This window comes from Rosistilla ulvae, assembly GCF_007741475.1.
GTDB lineage: Bacteria > Planctomycetota > Planctomycetia > Pirellulales > Pirellulaceae > Rosistilla > Rosistilla ulvae.
Window position 1 is genome coordinate 7397764 of sequence record NZ_CP036261.1, and the last position, 17352, is coordinate 7415115.

Genomic DNA, 17352 nt, shown 5'->3' on the forward strand with positions numbered 1-17352 from the left:
CCGAGACGCGATGATCCCGGAGGGATCGCAGATCGGTGGTTTTGCCACAGAGGACTCAGAGGCCACCGAGGGTTGGGATGGTCTCTATTTCTCTTTGTGGTCTCGGTGACCTCTGTGGCAAATGATTCTTTTGCGATGAGATGCGCCCCCGTCGGGGGCGGCGTTCGATTGCGTGATCCGGTAAATCGTGAATGTTTTGGCCACAGAGGACTCAGAGGTCACCGAGGGTTGCGGATGGTCTCTATTTCTCTCTGTGGTCTCGGTGACCTCTGTGGCAAATGATTCATGCGCCCCCGTCGGGGGTGGTGTTCGCTGCGCTCAAACCACCGGCTACCTTCTTAGAATCCCTGCGGGATTTCCGTTTCGTCTGAAGCCTCGACTCCAGCCGTTCGCTTCGACAACTGGCTTGCTCTTTGGGAATGGCCGAGCGTGATCATGCGGCGCAGGGATCGTGTTGGCTGGTGTCGTGCGTTGCGGGGGTGCGTGGGGCTAGGGTTGTCGCGAGCAGGACCGATGCCAGGGTCGTCACCGACAGGCATCCCAACGCGATCCGGAGGCTGAACAGTTCAGCGACGAATCCGATCAACGGAGGTCCCAACAGGAAGCCGAAGTAGCCGATCGTCGATACCGTCGCCAAGGCCACTCCCGCCGGGATGTTGTCCAACCGGCCGCAGGCGCTGAAGACAGCGGGGACGATCGTTGCAAAGCCGCCACCGATCAACGCAAACCCCAACAATGCCAACGCGAGATGGGATGAGGTGACGACGATCAACAACCCTGCCAACGCGACGAGCCCGCTGATCCGAACCTGATTCATCGGCCCCAGCCTCATCGACAAGCGATCGCCGACAAACCGTCCCGCCGCCATCGCGATCGCAAAGGTGGCGTAGCCCGTTGCGGCAAGCCCTTCGCTGACTCCCAGCACTTGGTTCAATAGCACTGCGCTCCAATCGGCCATCGCTCCTTCACCCGCCATGATGCAAAACGCGATCGCTCCCAAGAGGATCAACGCCCAGTTTCTGCCGCGCGGCTGGGACGGCACTTGGGTTAACTCGTCCCGCGCGTCCGATGCGGCGGTTGGCGATTCGATCAACAGGCGAGTAACGATCGGTACGATCGCAAGCGAAAGGAGCGCCGAAACCAGAGCGAAGTGCAGGCCAGCCGCGAGGCCCCAGAGTCCGATCACGCTACCCGCGATCGCGCCGGACAATCCGCCGACACTCCAGAGCGCATGGATCGATGAATTGATCGGCCTCTGCCACCGCCGCTCCACCTCCACCGCTTGGACATTCATCGACACGTCCAGCATTCCGTGCCCGACGCCAAACAACAGCAACGCGATAAAGAGCGCGGTCAAGCTGGGCATCAGCGCCACCAACGGCAGCCCCGCGATGTAGAGCAGCAAGCTGATCGCGACAACGCGACGACTGCCCCAACGCGAACAGAGCCAACCGGCGGTGGGCATCGCAACGACAGCTCCCAACGCCACCATCATCAACGCAACGCCTAAAGCAGCGTGCGATAGTTGGAACTGAGACTGGATGGCGGGAATTCGCGTCGCCCAGGTCGCATACAAAAAACCGTTCAGGAAAAACAATCCACGCACTGCCCAGAGAGAGGCCGTTAGCAGATTTCCCGAGTCGTTACGCACAATCCATTGAGGTACGGCGATATTGTTCATAGGAGAATCGAATCGTGGATCCAAATTGGTGTTGATAATTGACGACGCCAAATGTTGGTCGTCGACGAAGCATCCATGCTCACGAAGCGGCAGCCGCGGACGACGCATCTCGGGTGTCGGCATCGGTCGGCAGAATCGTCAGCCGATCGACTTGCGACTTTTCCCAGCCGTGTACATCCAACCCGCTCGCTTCGAACAGCTCGCGAATCTTCGACCGATCGGTCCAGCCCATCACATCTTCGAGGATCGGGATCAGGACGCTGAACGCGTTGTCGCTGAGCACCGTCCGGCGGGCGATCGGGGCGAGGTGTTGGTTTTCGGAGACCGCGATCGTATATCCGTCGCAGCGGTTGACGTGCAGCATCACATGCACGTCGGAGCTGCCGTCGCCGACGTAGACGATCCGGTCCCAGCTGACGCCAAGCTGCGCTTGCAGTTCGTCGAGCGCCGTCACTTTTCCGTAGCCGGCGGTCAGTTGAGCGACCGAGCTGATCTCGCCCGAATCGGGATCGAAGTTCAACCGGGTACCGAAGATCCGATCGGCCGGCACGATTCCTTCGAGCGCCGACCGCACGACCTCTTCCGGCGATGCGGAGACTACATAAAACGTAAACCGATGGCCGTCGATGCCTCGATCGAGCAGATCCATCAACGGCCCCAGGTTCTTTTTCAGCCGAATCCGCCGTCCCGCTTCGACCAGGTGTTCGCGGCGGACCTGGCGGTAATCGGGATCGTGCAGCAGCAGATAGGTCAGTTCGCCCCCCTGTTGAACCAGATGGGAACTGGCCAGTCCTTTGACTTTGCGTTCAAAGTCCGGCAGCCCCAGCATCTCGCTCAAAACTTCCCCCGAATCGTTGAAGCTAAGTGTCTGATCAAAATCGCTGGCCAACAGATAGTGCTTGGCTCGTCCTCCCTTTGCCGGTTCGGGCAGCTCGCTGCGCGTGTCGCTATCCAAATGGAAACGATCGGATTGGGTTACCGCGATACTCATCTTTGCCTCCGTTGAGGTGGTGTCTTCGATTACGTGGTGTTGCGTCCCTACGTCGGCAATCCTACGCAGGTGACGGCGGGTTACCATGGACAGACTCCCCGAGAATGTCACAATACCTGTAAGCACGTGCGGGCAACCTGTTAGTGACAAGCCCTTGAGGTGAGTTTGCGCCGGATTAGCATCCAATAACATCTTTTGCAATCAATGCTTTGCAGGCATTCGGAAAACGTAAGGGGAATCGTGGCCGATACAAAGTACCGTCAAATCGCCGATGAACTGCTCGCCGACATTACAGCTGGTCGGTTCCAACCCACCGGTAGGTTGCCAAGTGAAACGCAGCTTGTCAGGCGTTTCGACGTCTCGCGTCCGACCGCCGCTCGGGCTCTTCGCGAGCTGCAGAACCAGGGGCTGATCGAACGGCGAGCCGGTTCGGGAACGTTTGTCCGTCAGCAGGCGGCGGTGGTCGAAGAGGGGCAGCGAGTGATCGGGCTGCTGGCGCCGGAGATCGGTTCGACCGAGATCTTGGAAGTCATCTGCGGCGACATCGCGCGACTCGCCCGGCTGCATGACTGTGCCTTGCTGTGGGGCAGGGAAGGAGTGCACCCCAACGTTAACGAAGCCTTTGCCGATCCGACCAACGCCCAATCGGTGACCGTTGGCGCCGATCCGATCGAAGCTTCGCGACAGCTGTGCGACGCGTTCATTCAGCGGGGTGTTCCGGGAGTCTTTTTTGTTCCGCTGGAGCACCATCCCGACAGCCAAAACCTAAATTTCCGAATCACCGATCGGTTGCGGCAGGCGGGGATCGCTGTCGTCTTGGTCGACCGCGACATCCATCCCTTCCCGCAGCGCAGCGAATTCGATCTGGTCGGGATCGATAATTTTGCCGCTGGTTTTACCGCGGCATCACATCTATTGAAGCTCGGCTGCAACGGGCTGCTGTTTTTGGCGCCGCCGCAAACGGCGCCGACCATCGCTCAACGAATCGCCGGAGCGCGGGAGGCGGTGATCTCCCAAGAGCCGTCCGCCCGCCCGCTGCAGGTTGCCCGGTTCGAACCGGACGACGTCGATGAGATCGAAAAACTGATCGCCCGGTTCCGTTTGGTGGCCGATGCGTCGGCCGCTGACGCTCGCGATCCACTGGACGCCATCATCTGTTCCAACGACCGCGTTGCTGCCACGTTGATGCAAACGCTGGCGAAGCTGGGGATCGAAGTGCCCCGGGACATCCGGCTGATTGGATTCGACGACGTGAAGTATGCGCAACTGCTGACCGTCCCGCTGACAACCATCCGGCAACCTTGCCGCGACATCGCGATGGTCGCCTTCCGATCGATGCTCGACTGCATCGAGAAGGTGGTGGTGCCGCCGCGTCAGTACCTGTTGGCAAGCCAATTGATCGTCCGCGAATCGTGCGGAGCTTACATGAAACCGCAGCCAATGTGACTCGTGCCGGCGTTTCGAGGCGGGCGTTGGTGCGAGGAAACAATGCAAAACACGGGTTGGGATCGCGAACACGCCCCTTTGCGAACTACAATCTCTTGGGGAGAGACATGATGAGCGATTTGATGAAAACAACCGACAGCAGTGCGACCGACGAGGGTTCGGCGGCGATGCCAGAACTGGAGCAAACCTTGGCGCACGATGGAGCAAGTCCGTCGGCGGGGGGCGACGCGGACACTGCGAAGGGGACCAAACAGAGTCGCGATCTGGCGTTTGCTGTTGCGCTGCTGAAGATGGGGCACGCCAACGTGCGAACTCTTGCCGGAGCGGCGAAGAGCTGGACGACGCACGGCAATCTGTCGTTGGCCGATCATTTATTCGAGCAGAAGACGATCTCGGCCGACCAGCGAACGGCGGTCCAACGCCGCTCTCAACAGATGCTGACGTCGATCGCCAAGCTGGATCGCGATGCTCGCAGCGGCGGTGCCAACGGAAACAAAGACCCGATGACCAGTTCGGATCGCGAGCGGCACTGGCTGGCTCAACTGGATCCCAACGGCAAGGTCGCCAAATTGCTGGGGATCGCCGATACGTCGGTCCTGTCGCAGGGCGAGGTCCAAGATCGGCAGGTCGGTTCGCGCTACACGTTGCTGCGTAAGTTGGGGCAGGGCGGTCTGGGAATCGTCTGGTTGGCTCGCGACCAAAACCTGCAACGTTATGTAGCCGTGAAAGAGATCTCCCGCGAAGTGGCTCCGGGCGATGTCGCTTTGGACCACTTCCGCCGCGAAGCCGAGATCACCGGCCGGCTGGAACATCCCGGGATCGTTCCGGTCTATCAATACGGCGAGGATGAAGCGACGGGCAAGTCGTTTTACGTGATGCGGTTTCTTGGCAAGCGGACGATGCAGGATGCGATCGCCGAATACCACGAACGACGCGAAGCGGGAAACGACGACCCGATGATGCTGCACCGATTGCTGTCGGCGTTGATCAACGTCTGCAATTCGGTCGGGCACGCGCATTCGCGAAAGGTGATCCATCGCGATCTGAAACCGGAAAACGTCGCGCTCGATGAGTTCGGCCAAGTGACCCTGTTGGACTGGGGCTTGGCGATGATCAACGACGCGTCGGGGATGTACGAAGTCAACGGCCGGACCGAACCGGGCGATTTGCACAGCGTCGGTTCGACGCAGGTCGGCCGCGTGCTGGGGACGCCGCTCTACATGGCTCCCGAACAGGCGTCGGGGCGGCTCGATGAAGTCGACGAATTGACCGACGTGTTCGCGCTCGGCGGGATGCTGTACGCGATCCTGACCGGCGTCGCACCGCATCAATCGGCGATCGAAGACGCGGAGACGGGGAGCAGTCGGTCGGACATCATGTCGCAGATCGTTGCTGGCGAAGTCGTCCCGCCGATCAAATTGGTGCCGTCGGTGCCGCCGGAATTGAACGCGATCTGCGTCAAAGCCCTCTCGAGCAAGCGGTATCTGCGGTACGAATCGGCCAAGGCGCTGGAGGTCGAGATCGAGCGATTTATCGCGGGGACACCGGTGCAGGCCTACAAGCCTCCCACCAAACAACGCCTCAAACGCTGGATGGCCGATCATCCGACGGCAACGCAGTCGCTGTTGTTGGCCACTTCGCTGCTGTTGATCGGTGGCGCGGCGATCGCTTACACCGCGCGTCAAGGCAGGTCGGCGCTGCAGCAGGCGCGTTATGCGTCGGCTCAAGAGTTCACACGCGAACTCGAAGTGAATTTGAACTTCGAGACCGAGGGGATGGTCCGCAACCTGCACTTCGTTTCCGAGCTGCCGCTGATGGAAGCTGTCGTTGCATCGCATCAAGGTGGCACCGCAATCGCTCCGCAGTCGGACGGATCGATGGCCGAAGTCGGGCCAGTCGAATTGCTGAACCGCCAGGCGCATCTGTTCGGCGGTTTGCTAAAGGCGAACCCCGCCTACTTGGTCGCGTATTCATGCATCGAAGAGGAAGGAGGGGGGATCCGCGAACTGATTCGATCCGAACGTAGCGGAGTCGGGCGACGCGTCTTTCGTGTGCCCGAGCGAGATCTTTTAGCACGCGAGGCGAGCGAGCGCGACGAGGAGGGAACCCAAGTGATCCATTCGCTGCGTCCCGACGACGTGGTGCTGATCACCAACGACCAAATAAGCGAGAACGTGCCGGTCAACAACCGATCGCCGTTGGTCGTCAGTGGCGTCCAGGCGACCTTCGACAGCAACGGCCTCCTGTTTGGCTTGAACATTATCGAACTCGATCTCCGCAGTCGCTTGGAGGAACTGTTCACCGCCGTCGCTCCCGAACGGGTGACGATCTACGTGACCGATGTCGCTGGCAGTATCGTGTTGCAGTTCCACAATGGACGCGTCCAAGCTGTCGATAACGCTTCGATTACCGACGAGTTTACTCAGCTGAAAACCTTCTTCGCCGAAGGTGCAACGGCCAGCGAATTTGGCGACGGCACCAAGGTCTTCGCCCGCCGAGTTCAGCTGGGCGGATCGCCGAAAGCTCAGCTGGGAATCATCGCCTACATCCAACACGACTAGCGGCTCCGCTACGTGAGCGACGCGTTGCCTTTGCCGCTTGTAGAACGCCTCGATGCCAGGGTTCCACTTCGCACTGGTTGCTACGAATGCGCAGCCGATGCTTCGGGCTCTTGCTGCCGAGCGTCGATGTACAGCGTTTTCACAAACACCATCGCAACCACGACCATCGGTGCGGCGAGCATCACGCCGAGGATCCCGACGACAACACCCATCAACAACTGAGCTGCAATGGTCAGGACCGGCGGCAACGAGACCTCCCGCTGTTGCACGATCGGCGTGATGAGATAACTCTCCAGTGTCTGCAACACGAAATTGAACAGCAAGACATACAGCACCATCTGCGTGCCGACATTCACAGCCAACAGCATTTGCGGAACGGCGGCCAACAGGGGACCGATATTGGGAATAAAGGTCAGCAGCGCTGCGAGCACGCCGAGTGTGATCGGCATCGGAATTCCAAACGCCCACATTCCGATCGCCGTGGCGATTCCGACGATCGCCATCGAGACAAACCGGGCGACGATCCAGCGTTGCAACGAACCGTTCATCCGATCGAGAACCTTCTGCGTGCGATCCCGTTTCTCTGGTGGCATCAATTTCACGAGGCCGTCGCGATAGAGATCGGGATCGTAAGCGGCGTACAATCCGATAAAGAAGATCACCAACGCCGCGGTCATTCCCCACCCCAACGACTGCAACCGCTGAAGCACCGCCGGCAGGATGTCGCTGCTCGACTGAGTCAGTTGTTCTTCGATATCCGATACGTCGGGCAGATGCTTCTGCGCCCAAGCGTGTTGCTCCAATTGCTCGTTTGCCGTTTGCGCCGCCGACTGCAATTGGCTCCACAGTTCATCGGCTCGATCGGCCACCTGAGATCCCAATTGGAAGATGCCCAGCCCGATGGCGACCAGCATCAGGGCAACGACCACGAGATAGGTGGTGCGGTAGGAGAGCGATAGCTTTTTCGCCGACCAGGCGCTGATCGCATGCACGAAGACTCCAAACAACAAACCTGCGAGTATTAGCAGGCTGACATTCAGTGTTGGGACCAACAGACCTGCCGTCGCCAAGACGAGGGCGATCAGCAGCAGAGCAAATAGGGAGGTTTTGGCTTTGGACATTCGAGGCTGACGATTCCTGGGGTGAGCTTTTTGAAGATGACCCACTGCAACAATCGCGCCATCGATCGATGGGACCGGTTTTCGCACCTTCGACGCCGTCGATTGCTCGGCCTGCTTCCGACCTGCTCGCTACCAGTTCACCCTCACGTTTGGTCCAGATCTTGCGAGGGTTTTGCTGTAGAGAGCTCGCAGCACGCCGCACAGCGGTGGTGAGCACGATTGCACCGAAACCGTAAGAGTGATGCAATGAGAGATGCATTCCCCACCGAAGCGAGCCCACCATGGAGACGGCATCATGCAGGATGAATCGCCAAAAACCAACACCGACCTGATCGACGCATTGCGGTCGGCCGATGTTTACAACGACGCCAGCGGGCCGCCGCAAGAGATCCAAACGCACATCTCGTATCTGTTTTTAACCGACGCGCATGTCTACAAATTGAAGAAGCCGGTCGACTTCGGATTCTTGGATTATTCGACGGTTGCCAAGCGGCATGCAGCGTGTGAGGCCGAGGTCGAACTAAACCGCCGGATGGCGGCGAACATCTATCGGGGCGTTCTTCCGGTCGGCCGAGATCACGACGGGAAGTGGAGGATCGGCGGCGAGGTCCCTCCCGTCGATTGGTTGGTTGCGATGCGGCGGCTGCCCGAAGAACGTTGCCTGACGCAGATGATCCAACGAAAGGATTGGGGTGATCAAGACGTCGCACCGATCGTGGATATGTTAACCACGTTCTACCGCCAGTTGCCGTCGGTCGAGATGCCAACGTATCGCGATTGTTATCGTCAGCATGTGCTCGACAACGGGAAAGAGCTACGCGATGCAAAACATCAATTGCCGCCAACCGTGGTCCAACGCGTGCAAGCGGCTCAGCTGCAGTTCATGTTCTTGCGCGGCGATGCGTTGCTGCAGCAGCGCGTTGCCGATGGCCACATCGTCGAAGGGCATGGCGATCTGCGAGCCGAACACATCTACCTGACCGATCCGCCGGTCGCGATCGATTGCATCGAATTCAGCCGCGAGTTGCGGTTGGTCGACACCGCCGATGAATTGAGCTTCTTTGCGATGACATGCGACGATGCGGGTGTCCACGAGTTGGGCGAAGCGGTGCTGCGGCGCTGTTGCCAAGCGTTGGGAGATGTCCCCGATCCGCTGCTGGTGGCTTTCTATCGTTGCTATCGCGCTTGCGTGCGAGCGAAGGTGGAAGCGTTGCGATCCGATCAAACCACGGAGGCGTCGGGAGCCGATTCCCAGCCAGGAGCCATGCGGTTGATCGAGCTGGCTGACCGCTACGCGCAGCAATTGGGAAGCCCAACCGCCGTGATCGTTCGTGGGCTCAGCGGGACCGGAAAGACAACCGTTGCCAAGGCGCTCGCCGAGAAAATGGGAGCGGTCCATCTGTCGACCGATGCGCTGCGGAAGGCAAACTCGCCGGACGATGATGTGAACTACGACGCGCAGTCGCGCCAACACGTCTACAGCGAGATGTTCGACCAGGCGATAGAGCATCTGCAAAACCGAGTTCCCGTCGTCGTCGACGGCACGTTTTTGCAAGCCGATCTATTACGAGAGGCCCAGCAGCGGTTGGCCGCTGCGGGTGACAAGGTCGTCGTCGCGACGTGTGTCTGTCCCGAAGAGGTTGCGATCGACCGGATCCGCCATCGGCAACGCCGCAGTGATTCGTTGTCCGATGCCGACGAAACGGTCTACCGGCAGCAGGTCGCCCAGGCGGATCGGGTCTCTCTCAGCATGGCTGGGATCAAGGTCGATACGACCGCCGACATGCCGGCGATCCTCGAAGAAATTCGCCGCGGCCTCGTGTAAGCGCCGCAATACCGTTCAACGAAAAGGAGCCTCGGACCGTCGAAAGAATTAGCCTCGGGACGTAGTGGACGAGGTTACGAGTCCCAGCGATTTGGTCTGATGCAAAAGGACTCGTAACCTCGTCCACTACGCTTCGTTGAACGGTATTGCGTGTAAGCGATCCGGCCGCGCCGGGGCATCTCGAATCGCCCGGCGGCCTCGATCTTCATCCCTTGTCGGCACGTGGTTTGCGACGTTTGCAACGTATCGGATCCGATACGCGATCGTCCCGATTGGAAGCTCGTAGAGCGTTATCGGCGACCACTCGCGGTGTCGGATCTACCGAACTGGACGATACGAAACCAACTTGCAAATGGAGACCGATGATGAAGATGCGAATCTATTCTTGCGCGGCACTGGTTGCACTCGCTGTCGTGGGCTGTGAGGAACCGGGCGACTACACAACGCCCAACGCGGCGAGCCCGACGTCGACCGACGCGTTGCCCGTCGATCCAATAACCGTCGATCCGGTCGCGGTCGATCCGGCGACTAATGTTCCGGCGAACAATAATCCGAAGACTGGCGATCCAGCAGCACGTGTCGAGGAGTCGACGTCAGCTGTTGCGATCTGCGAATTGGTACCGATTGGCGACAGCAAAGTCCGCGGCGCGGTGCGATTCACTCAGGAGGGTGATGTCGTCAAAGTCCGTGGCGAGGTGACCGGGTTAACTCCTGGAAAGCATGGGTTCCACGTCCATGAAAAGGGAGACCTCTCGGACAAGGAGACCGGCAAATCGACTGGCGGTCACTTCAATCCGACCGATCAGCCACACGGAAAGATGACCGATGAAAAACGCCACGTCGGCGATCTTGGCAACATCGAAGCGAATGAAGAGGGGATCGCGATGATCAAAATCGACGATTCGGTGATCTCGTTGAAAGGCGAACATTCGATCGTCGGACGTGCGATCGTGATTCACGCCGAAGCCGACCAGTTCACGCAACCGACCGGCGACGCGGGGGCTCGCGTTGCGTTCGGCAAGATCGAAAACGCTTCAAATCAATGAGGTGTATTCGTCTATTCCACGCGTTCTTGCATTAACGACCTTCTCGTTGCTCCCGACGACCAATCCGTCCAGGAAACCGTGGTTCGGTGCCAGGGCTAATCAGTGTTTCGATATGAGGTATCAGTCGGCGCGCTAGCGGCTCGTCGGTTTTATCAGCCGATTGGGCGTTAGCCCCGGTTCCGCTGCCACTAAACCGGGGCTAACGCCCAAACGGCTAATGCAAGGAAGCTCGTTGTGATTAAACCGACAAGCGCGCTAGCGCGTGCCGGCTGATTTGCCTAAAAGAGCCCTGGGTTCGCAGCATTCGAGAAGAGTCGTGGTGTTGTTTTTGCTTTACATTGAAGTGATCGGCAACGTATCGGAGGCCGGATTCCTCACATTACCGTTCTGCTGTCCCAATCCAAGAGAGTCGTTCATGACCACCATTCACGCTTACGCCGCGACCAAGCCCGGCGGACCCTTCGAGCTTTTTGATTATGACGCCGGGGAGGTTGGGCCGGACGACGTCGAAATCCAAGTGGAGTCGTGCGGCATCTGCCACAGCGATCTCTCGATGCTCGACAACGATTGGCAGATCACTCAGTTCCCGTTCGTCGGTGGACACGAAGTCATCGGCCGAGTCGTGGCATTGGGTTCGCACACACTCGGCTTGGCCGAAGGGGACTTGGTCGGGTTGGGGTGGACCAGTCGCAGTTGCATGCACTGCGACGAATGCTTGTCGGGCGCTCAAAATCTGTGCCGCGGTGCTCAAGGGACGATCACGCATCAACACGGCGGGTTCGCCGATCGCGTGCGTTGCCACTGGGGCTGGGCCAACAAGATTCCCGAAGGAGTCGACGCTGCATCGGCGGGGCCGTTGTTATGTGGTGGCGTGACGGTGTTCAGTCCGCTTGTGCAACATGGCCTGTCGGCGACGGCGCGAGTCGGCGTTGTCGGTATCGGCGGGCTGGGGCATATGGCGCTACAGTTCTGCAGTGCGTGGGGATGCGAGGTCACGGCGATCTCACGCGGACGCAGCAAGGAGCAAGAAGCTCGAAAAATGGGAGCGGATCACTTCGTGGCAACCGAAGAGGATCCGAAGCTTCAAACGCAGGCGGGCAAGTTTGATTTGATCTTGAATACGACCAGCGCTGCGTTGCCGTGGGACGCCTATATCGCCGCGCTCGCTCCGGGTGGAGTGCTGCACACGGTTGGTGCTGCAGCGAAAGTCGAAGCGTCGGTCTCTCCTATGATTATGGGGCAGAAGTCGTTTTCGGCGTCGCCGACCGGCAGCATCGTGACGACGCGTTCGATGTTGGACTTCGCCGCCCGACACAAGATCGCACCGATGACGGAAGTCTATTCGATGAGCGACATCAACGAAGCGTTTGAAAAACTCCGCAACGGATCGCCTCGGTATCGGTTGGTGCTGACCGCCTAGCTGAAATCGCCACGTTGTTGCTTGCCGAAACGACAACGCGGAAGCGTAAGTGCAACGATGGCAACGGAGTCATCGCATCGGACATTCCAGCCAGGGCGAATCAGTGTTTCGGTTCAATGTATCATCCGCCACACGTTAGCGTGGCGGATGATTTGCGTTAGGATCAAAACGGATCGGCTCTGTTTTCTGGGCGACGAAAGCCTGGACGGCAAACGGCCGTTACGGTGAATCCAACGAGTACGAGGAGCTTCTCATGAATCAAATTGCAGTGACGGCAGCCAGCGGTCAGCTGGGGGCGGAAATCGTTCGAGCGACGGTCGAGATCGTCCGCGCGGACAATGTTGTCGGGTTGGCGCGAACGCCCAGCAAAGCGGAATCGCTTGGCGTCGAGATCCGCCCCGGCGATTACGAATCGCGAAGCGACTTGGCAAGCTCTCTGCAAGGAGTCGACACGGTGCTGTTGGTTTCCGGGATGGACGCCCCCGACAAGCGAATCGGTCAGCACCGCAACGTGATCCAGGCGGCCAAACAAGCCGGCGTCCGAAAGATCGTTTACACGAGCATCCAAGGGGCGGAGGAGGGGACCGCCTTCTCACCGATTGTTCAAAGCAATCGCCAGACGGAAGCCGACGTTCGCGGCAGCGGACTGTTGTGGGCGATCGGCCGCAATGGAATCTACATCGAACCGGACGTCGATTACATCGAGACCTATAAGCAGCGAGGCGAGATCGCCAACTGCGCCGGCGACGCCTTGTGCGGCTACACCACGCGCGGCGAATTGGCGGTCGCCTACGCACGGATGCTCACCCAGTCCCAGCACGACGGGCAGACGTATAACCTGCACGGTGAAGCGATCACGCAACAACAGCTAGCAGACTATTTGAATTCCGCTTTCGGAACCGATCTGAAATCCCGCGGGATGTCGGTTGCGGAATATCGCGAAGAACGGATTGCCGAACTCGGTGACTTTCTGGGCAACGTGATCGCTGGGATCTACGAGGGGATCCGCAACGGTGCCGCCAACAACAAAAGCGACTTCGAAACAGCGGCCGGACGACCTCACCAAAGCTGGGGCGACTACTTCGGACGACTTGCCGAAGATGAAGGCTAGCTGTCGCTGCTCTCCATTCTCGGGCTGCGTCCTAAACAAGAGCCTGGGAGTCTGTTCAACGACAAACTTGTCGGCGGAAGCATCAGTATGACCTTCAACAAAATCGGCTGACACCTTTTCCATGTTGCTCGCCCCGGCGTGAGGCAAGCGTTTGATAGGGTTCGCGAGCTGGCGAACCAGGGTCCCAATTCCTGGAAATCAGGGGGACCCTTCCCCAATCCCTTGCCGCTATGCTGCGCGTCGCCTCGGCCTTTGCGATGCCACGACCGGCAGACGATGCCGTTGGGGACCGTGGTAATGCCACCACGCTGACGATCCCCAATTTAGACCAAGAAGATATCGAGGCATTTCAATTTCACACTTCTATCTAACGATCTTTGTGTGGAATGGCCAGATAGTGAACGTATCCGACGTCGCGCGGCCATTGCGATCGCCACTTCGCGAGAACGCTACCTGCGGATCCGGCCGCGAGTGATTCGGCGCGACCGATCACGCGGCTCGGTCCACCCAGCATCGCCAAGCTTGTCTCTTGGTTTTCCGACAGGGAAGGATCGGTGGCGGGCGTTTGATAGGCTTGGCCGTCGACCAACGCAAATCGCGGCTCGGGCAGCGAGGGGAACGCTTCGATCGAGAAGTCATTTACCAAGCGTTCCGGTTGGTCCAGCGGTTCGCTGCGGGTGACCAGCACACAGATCTCCATCCCCGATGGGCCGGAGATAGGGAAGACTTGGCCTTCGGTGGAAGGGAGCGATACGCGGCTGACCGGATGATTGGGAGGCCCGTCGCTATCGATCCATTGCGCTGTCCCATCGCTGCCGATCCAATAGGCATAGACGTAGCGTGGTTCTTCGAGAGTGACATCGATCCGCACGCGATCACCCTCCTTGATCGTACTTTGGAACGGCGTTAGTTCGACACCGTTGGGCTCCTTTGCGACTTGCAGGTTCCAGGTCAGGTGCACATCGCGATCGGCGAGTATCGGCGGAACGTCAAGCGCTGGATTGGCTGCGGTGTTTGTCGGATCGATCGAAGCGGTGGAGTTCGGGCTCATTCGCGAAGGCAGAAATAAAGCAGCTCCCACGAGAACGATCGCGGCGACTGCGGCCGCCGGTGCAAGCCATCGCGAGCGAGTCGATCGGCGGGAGTCGCCCGGCGATGCCTCGGATGTTTTCAGCCAGTCCGCCAAACGCTGCTGGACCGCGGCAGCTGTCGCGGGCCGCTGGGAGGGTTCTTTTTGCAAACAGGACAAACAGATCGCATCGATCTCCGATGGGATCTCCGCACGCAGTTTCGACGGCGGCTGGATCGGCCGTTCTGACATCAGTTCGGCAATGGTTTGCATGACGGAATCGCCTTGGCACGCCGGCCGACCGGTAAGCAGCGCATGCAGGACACCGCCGAGACCAAAGACGTCGGTCACGGCAGAAACCGCTCCACGCTTCGATTCCAGCTGTTCCGGCGCCATGAAGCTGGGTGTCCCCAGGACAGCGCCGTCGACTGTCATCTGGTGCTCGCTGTCGGCCAGTAGTTTCGCCAACCCAAAGTCGACAACCATCACACGGCCATCGCGATGCCGCATGATGTTGCTGGGTTTAAGATCGCGATGGATCAACTGGCGCGTGTGCGCGTAATGGACGGCCGCCGATGCGTCGCGAACGATCTCGGCGGCAGACCGGACATCTAGAGGCCCCTCCGACAACTCATCCTGCAAGCTCTGGCCGTCGACTAAATCCATCACCAAGAAATAACCGCCATCGGGACAACGACCGACCCCATGCACCGATACGATGTTCGGATGTTGCAGCGATGCGGTAACGCGAGCCTCTTGCAAAAAGCGGTCGACCAATTTTTGGGGCGCGTTGTTCGTGCGAAGCATCTTGATCGCGACAGGCTTGTTCAAGCTCTTTTGAATCGCTTGGAAGACCGATCCCATGCCTCCCTGACCCAGGCAACGCTGCAATTCAAAGTCATCCAGGCTAAGCGGTGCGGGGTTGAATTCCGATGTGTCGCGTGCCAAATCGTTTGAAACCGATCCGACGATCGTTCCAAACAGGTCGGCCTCGGCATCGATCCCCGAATCGACGGACAACTGGCGATCCACATCGGCTTGCAAATCGGGAAAGCGGCTAACGAATTCCTCTCGCAACCCGGTCGCTCCACCACGTGCACGGAACTCGCCAAGTACCAGTTCGGACCGCAATTCGGGGTCGCTATCGATATCGGGGCAACGCTTGAGGTACTCCTCTGCATTGATCGAATCACCGCGTGCCCAGCGGTATTTTTGATCGACCAACAGCGCATCGGCGCGGTCGCGTTGCGAGCAGTCGGCGATCTGCACCAACATTCGATCAAGCGACGGCGGATCGGTTGCGTTCTCCCAATCGTCGATGATTTGAGATAGCAGAGATGGCTCAAGCGAACTCATAGCTGGAAGGACGATCCTCGTTAGTAGTGGAGGGGGAGATCTCGAATTGCTTCACTCAGCCCGTTCGGAATCTCAATCAAAGCACTATACCATCGATAACGCCATGCGACGCAACGGCTCTTCGGATCTCATCCGCCGCCTGACGTGCGTATCATCAGGCGGCGTCTGTCACCAACAGTGACGTTCTGGAACTCCTTCAGATCACTTCTTGGAATCACCAGCCTCCGCAGGATCGGGTTCGGCTGGCGGTGTCTCCGTTTCCGGCTTCTTTTCTTCCGGCGACTCTGCGTCGGGTGTCGTTCCTTCGGGCTTTTTTGCTTGGGTCATCATCAAGACCTTAAACCGTTCCTGCAGTTTGGCGTCTCGGAACACGGTCGGATCGAACATGGGTTGTTCGTTCAATTCCAGCCTCTCCCATCCGTTGATAGTTTTAGCAATGGTTAGATCGCTGGTTCCGTTTTCATCGACGTCGGTCAAAATCAGGTCGAATTCGCCGTCGTTATCGCGATCGTAAAAGACGCGATTGTTGGGGATGACAGCAAGGGCGAACTCGCACTCGAATTGCTTCCGATCCTGTTTACCAGCCTTGTAGTCCTCGATGAAATTTGCGGGAGTGTCGCTGTCCAAGTCGACGACAACTCCGGTGAATGGAGTTTCATCGTCGATTGAAAAACGCCAGGTTTCGTAGACGTCGTCATCGTCCACGTCCAAGAAGTCGCTAGTCGCGGCGGGGGGCCAATAGTTTGGTTGGAAGACTTCCGACTTTTCAGGTCGGTTTGCTGTGAATTCCTTGACTTCGTCCAGATGCACGTGGTAGCTGAATTTGTCCAGGTTGACCTGTGAGTCCTTCTCGCTTTTCGGGATCGCAAAGTTCACCGCGACCAATTCGCCGTCGTTGTTCAGCAACGGGCCGCCGGAGTCGCCTGGATTAATTCCACAAGTCGAAAGCAACGCCTTCCGCGGTCGGCTTTGGCTGAGCGCATTGGCAAACGATTGCTTGGCATCGGACGCCATCACCATCTGCGTCATGACCGTGTCGATCATATCGTGAGGGTACTTGGCGATACCGACAACTTCACCGCTTCGCACAGCCCAAAACACGCCTCGCTTCGGATGGCCGATGGTGATGCAATCGGTTCCAGGAGTTGCGTTTTTCGTCGCGAACACGATCGGTTTCAGTTCGCGTCCCTCGGGGACAGCCAGCAGTTTCAGAATCGCCAGGTCCTTCTCGGGACTCGCTGCATAAACCAGTGCCGGAGTGGCCTGCTGGTTTAACGTCATCATCCCATCTTCCAAGTCACCAAAATGGATGTACGCCATTCGGCTAGCCGTGTTGATATCGATTCCAGCCGATTCAATGACGTGATTGTTGGTCAGGATCCAACCGTCGGCATCGACGATGAATCCCGTCCCGTAACCGCCTCCCGCACGTACCACAACAACGGAGGGAGCGATCTTGGGAAACACGCTTGCAGCGGGACCACGACTCGCTTGACCGAGCAGTGCTCCCAATCCCTTGGGAATCGGCTTCGCATTCAGATCAATCGGTCCCGATCCCGGTTGCAGCGCGGCCAACGCTTGATCGGCATGCACCGGCAACGATACGGGCTTCCCCGCCTCCTCGTTTGCACTCGTTGTCGATGTCGACATCAACGCCGCAAGCGACATTAAAACGAGGTTCTTCTTCCAACTTGTTTTCTTCACGGTGTCGGTCTCCAAAGGTAG

Annotated in this window: 11 protein-coding genes; 6 read left to right on the forward strand and 5 right to left on the reverse strand. The window is 58.8% G+C overall.

The genetic code is table 11. The features are described from left to right. Positions 1–433 precede the first annotated feature (433 nt). Both EC9_RS26050 and EC9_RS26055 read right to left on the reverse strand, forming a co-directional pair. On the reverse strand, positions 434–1681 hold the full coding sequence (locus EC9_RS26050; protein WP_218934460.1) for an MFS transporter: 1248 nt from the start codon (positions 1679–1681) through the stop codon (positions 434–436). A 79-nt stretch (positions 1682–1760) separates the two neighbouring features. After that, positions 1761–2672: an HAD-IB family phosphatase gene (locus EC9_RS26055; protein WP_145348892.1), complete on the reverse strand. Its 912-nt coding sequence runs from the start codon at positions 2670–2672 to the stop codon at positions 1761–1763. 240 nt (positions 2673–2912) lie between these two features. Here EC9_RS26055 and EC9_RS26060 point away from each other — a divergent pair, with 240 nt between their 5' ends. After that, positions 2913–4118, forward strand: coding sequence for a GntR family transcriptional regulator (locus tag EC9_RS26060; RefSeq protein ID WP_246105885.1), 1206 nt, complete (start codon positions 2913–2915; stop codon positions 4116–4118). A 122-nt stretch (positions 4119–4240) separates the two neighbouring features. Beyond that, entirely contained in the window at positions 4241–6679 is a 2439-nt protein-coding gene (locus EC9_RS26065) for a serine/threonine-protein kinase (protein ID WP_218934461.1), read from the forward strand. An 80-nt stretch (positions 6680–6759) separates the two neighbouring features. Here the strand turns inward: EC9_RS26065 and EC9_RS26070 are convergent, their stop codons facing one another. Next, positions 6760–7800 carry an AI-2E family transporter gene (locus tag EC9_RS26070; RefSeq protein ID WP_145348894.1) on the reverse strand — a complete coding sequence of 347 codons (1041 nt, stop codon included), beginning with the start codon at positions 7798–7800 and terminating at the stop codon, positions 6760–6762. A 253-nt stretch (positions 7801–8053) separates the two neighbouring features. Here EC9_RS26070 and EC9_RS26075 point away from each other — a divergent pair, with 253 nt between their 5' ends. The 4 genes from EC9_RS26075 (at position 8054) to EC9_RS26090 (ending at position 13202) form a co-directional block, all read left to right on the forward strand. Then, positions 8054–9625, forward strand: a complete 1572-nt coding sequence (locus EC9_RS26075) for a bifunctional aminoglycoside phosphotransferase/ATP-binding protein (protein WP_145348895.1) — start codon at positions 8054–8056, stop codon at positions 9623–9625. Between the two features lie 362 nt (positions 9626–9987). Next, the gene (locus EC9_RS26080; protein WP_246105886.1) at positions 9988–10671 is read left to right on the forward strand and encodes a superoxide dismutase family protein; all 684 of its coding nucleotides are present in this window, start codon (positions 9988–9990) and stop codon (positions 10669–10671) included. 415 nt (positions 10672–11086) lie between these two features. After that, positions 11087–12091, forward strand: coding sequence for an NADPH-dependent aldehyde reductase Ahr (gene ahr, locus EC9_RS26085; protein ID WP_145348896.1), 1005 nt, complete (start codon positions 11087–11089; stop codon positions 12089–12091). 253 nt (positions 12092–12344) lie between these two features. Next, positions 12345–13202: an SDR family oxidoreductase gene (locus EC9_RS26090; RefSeq protein WP_145348897.1), complete on the forward strand. Its 858-nt coding sequence runs from the start codon at positions 12345–12347 to the stop codon at positions 13200–13202. A gap of 367 nt (positions 13203–13569) precedes the next feature. Here the strand turns inward: EC9_RS26090 and EC9_RS26095 are convergent, their stop codons facing one another. Both EC9_RS26095 and EC9_RS26100 read right to left on the reverse strand, forming a co-directional pair. Next, a complete protein-coding gene (locus EC9_RS26095) occupies positions 13570–15627 on the reverse strand; it encodes a serine/threonine protein kinase (protein WP_145348898.1) in 2058 nt (685 codons plus the stop codon). 201 nt (positions 15628–15828) lie between these two features. Continuing rightward, positions 15829–17331, reverse strand: a complete 1503-nt coding sequence (locus tag EC9_RS26100; protein WP_145348899.1) for a S1C family serine protease — start codon at positions 17329–17331, stop codon at positions 15829–15831. Positions 17332–17352: the final 21 nt, after the last annotated feature.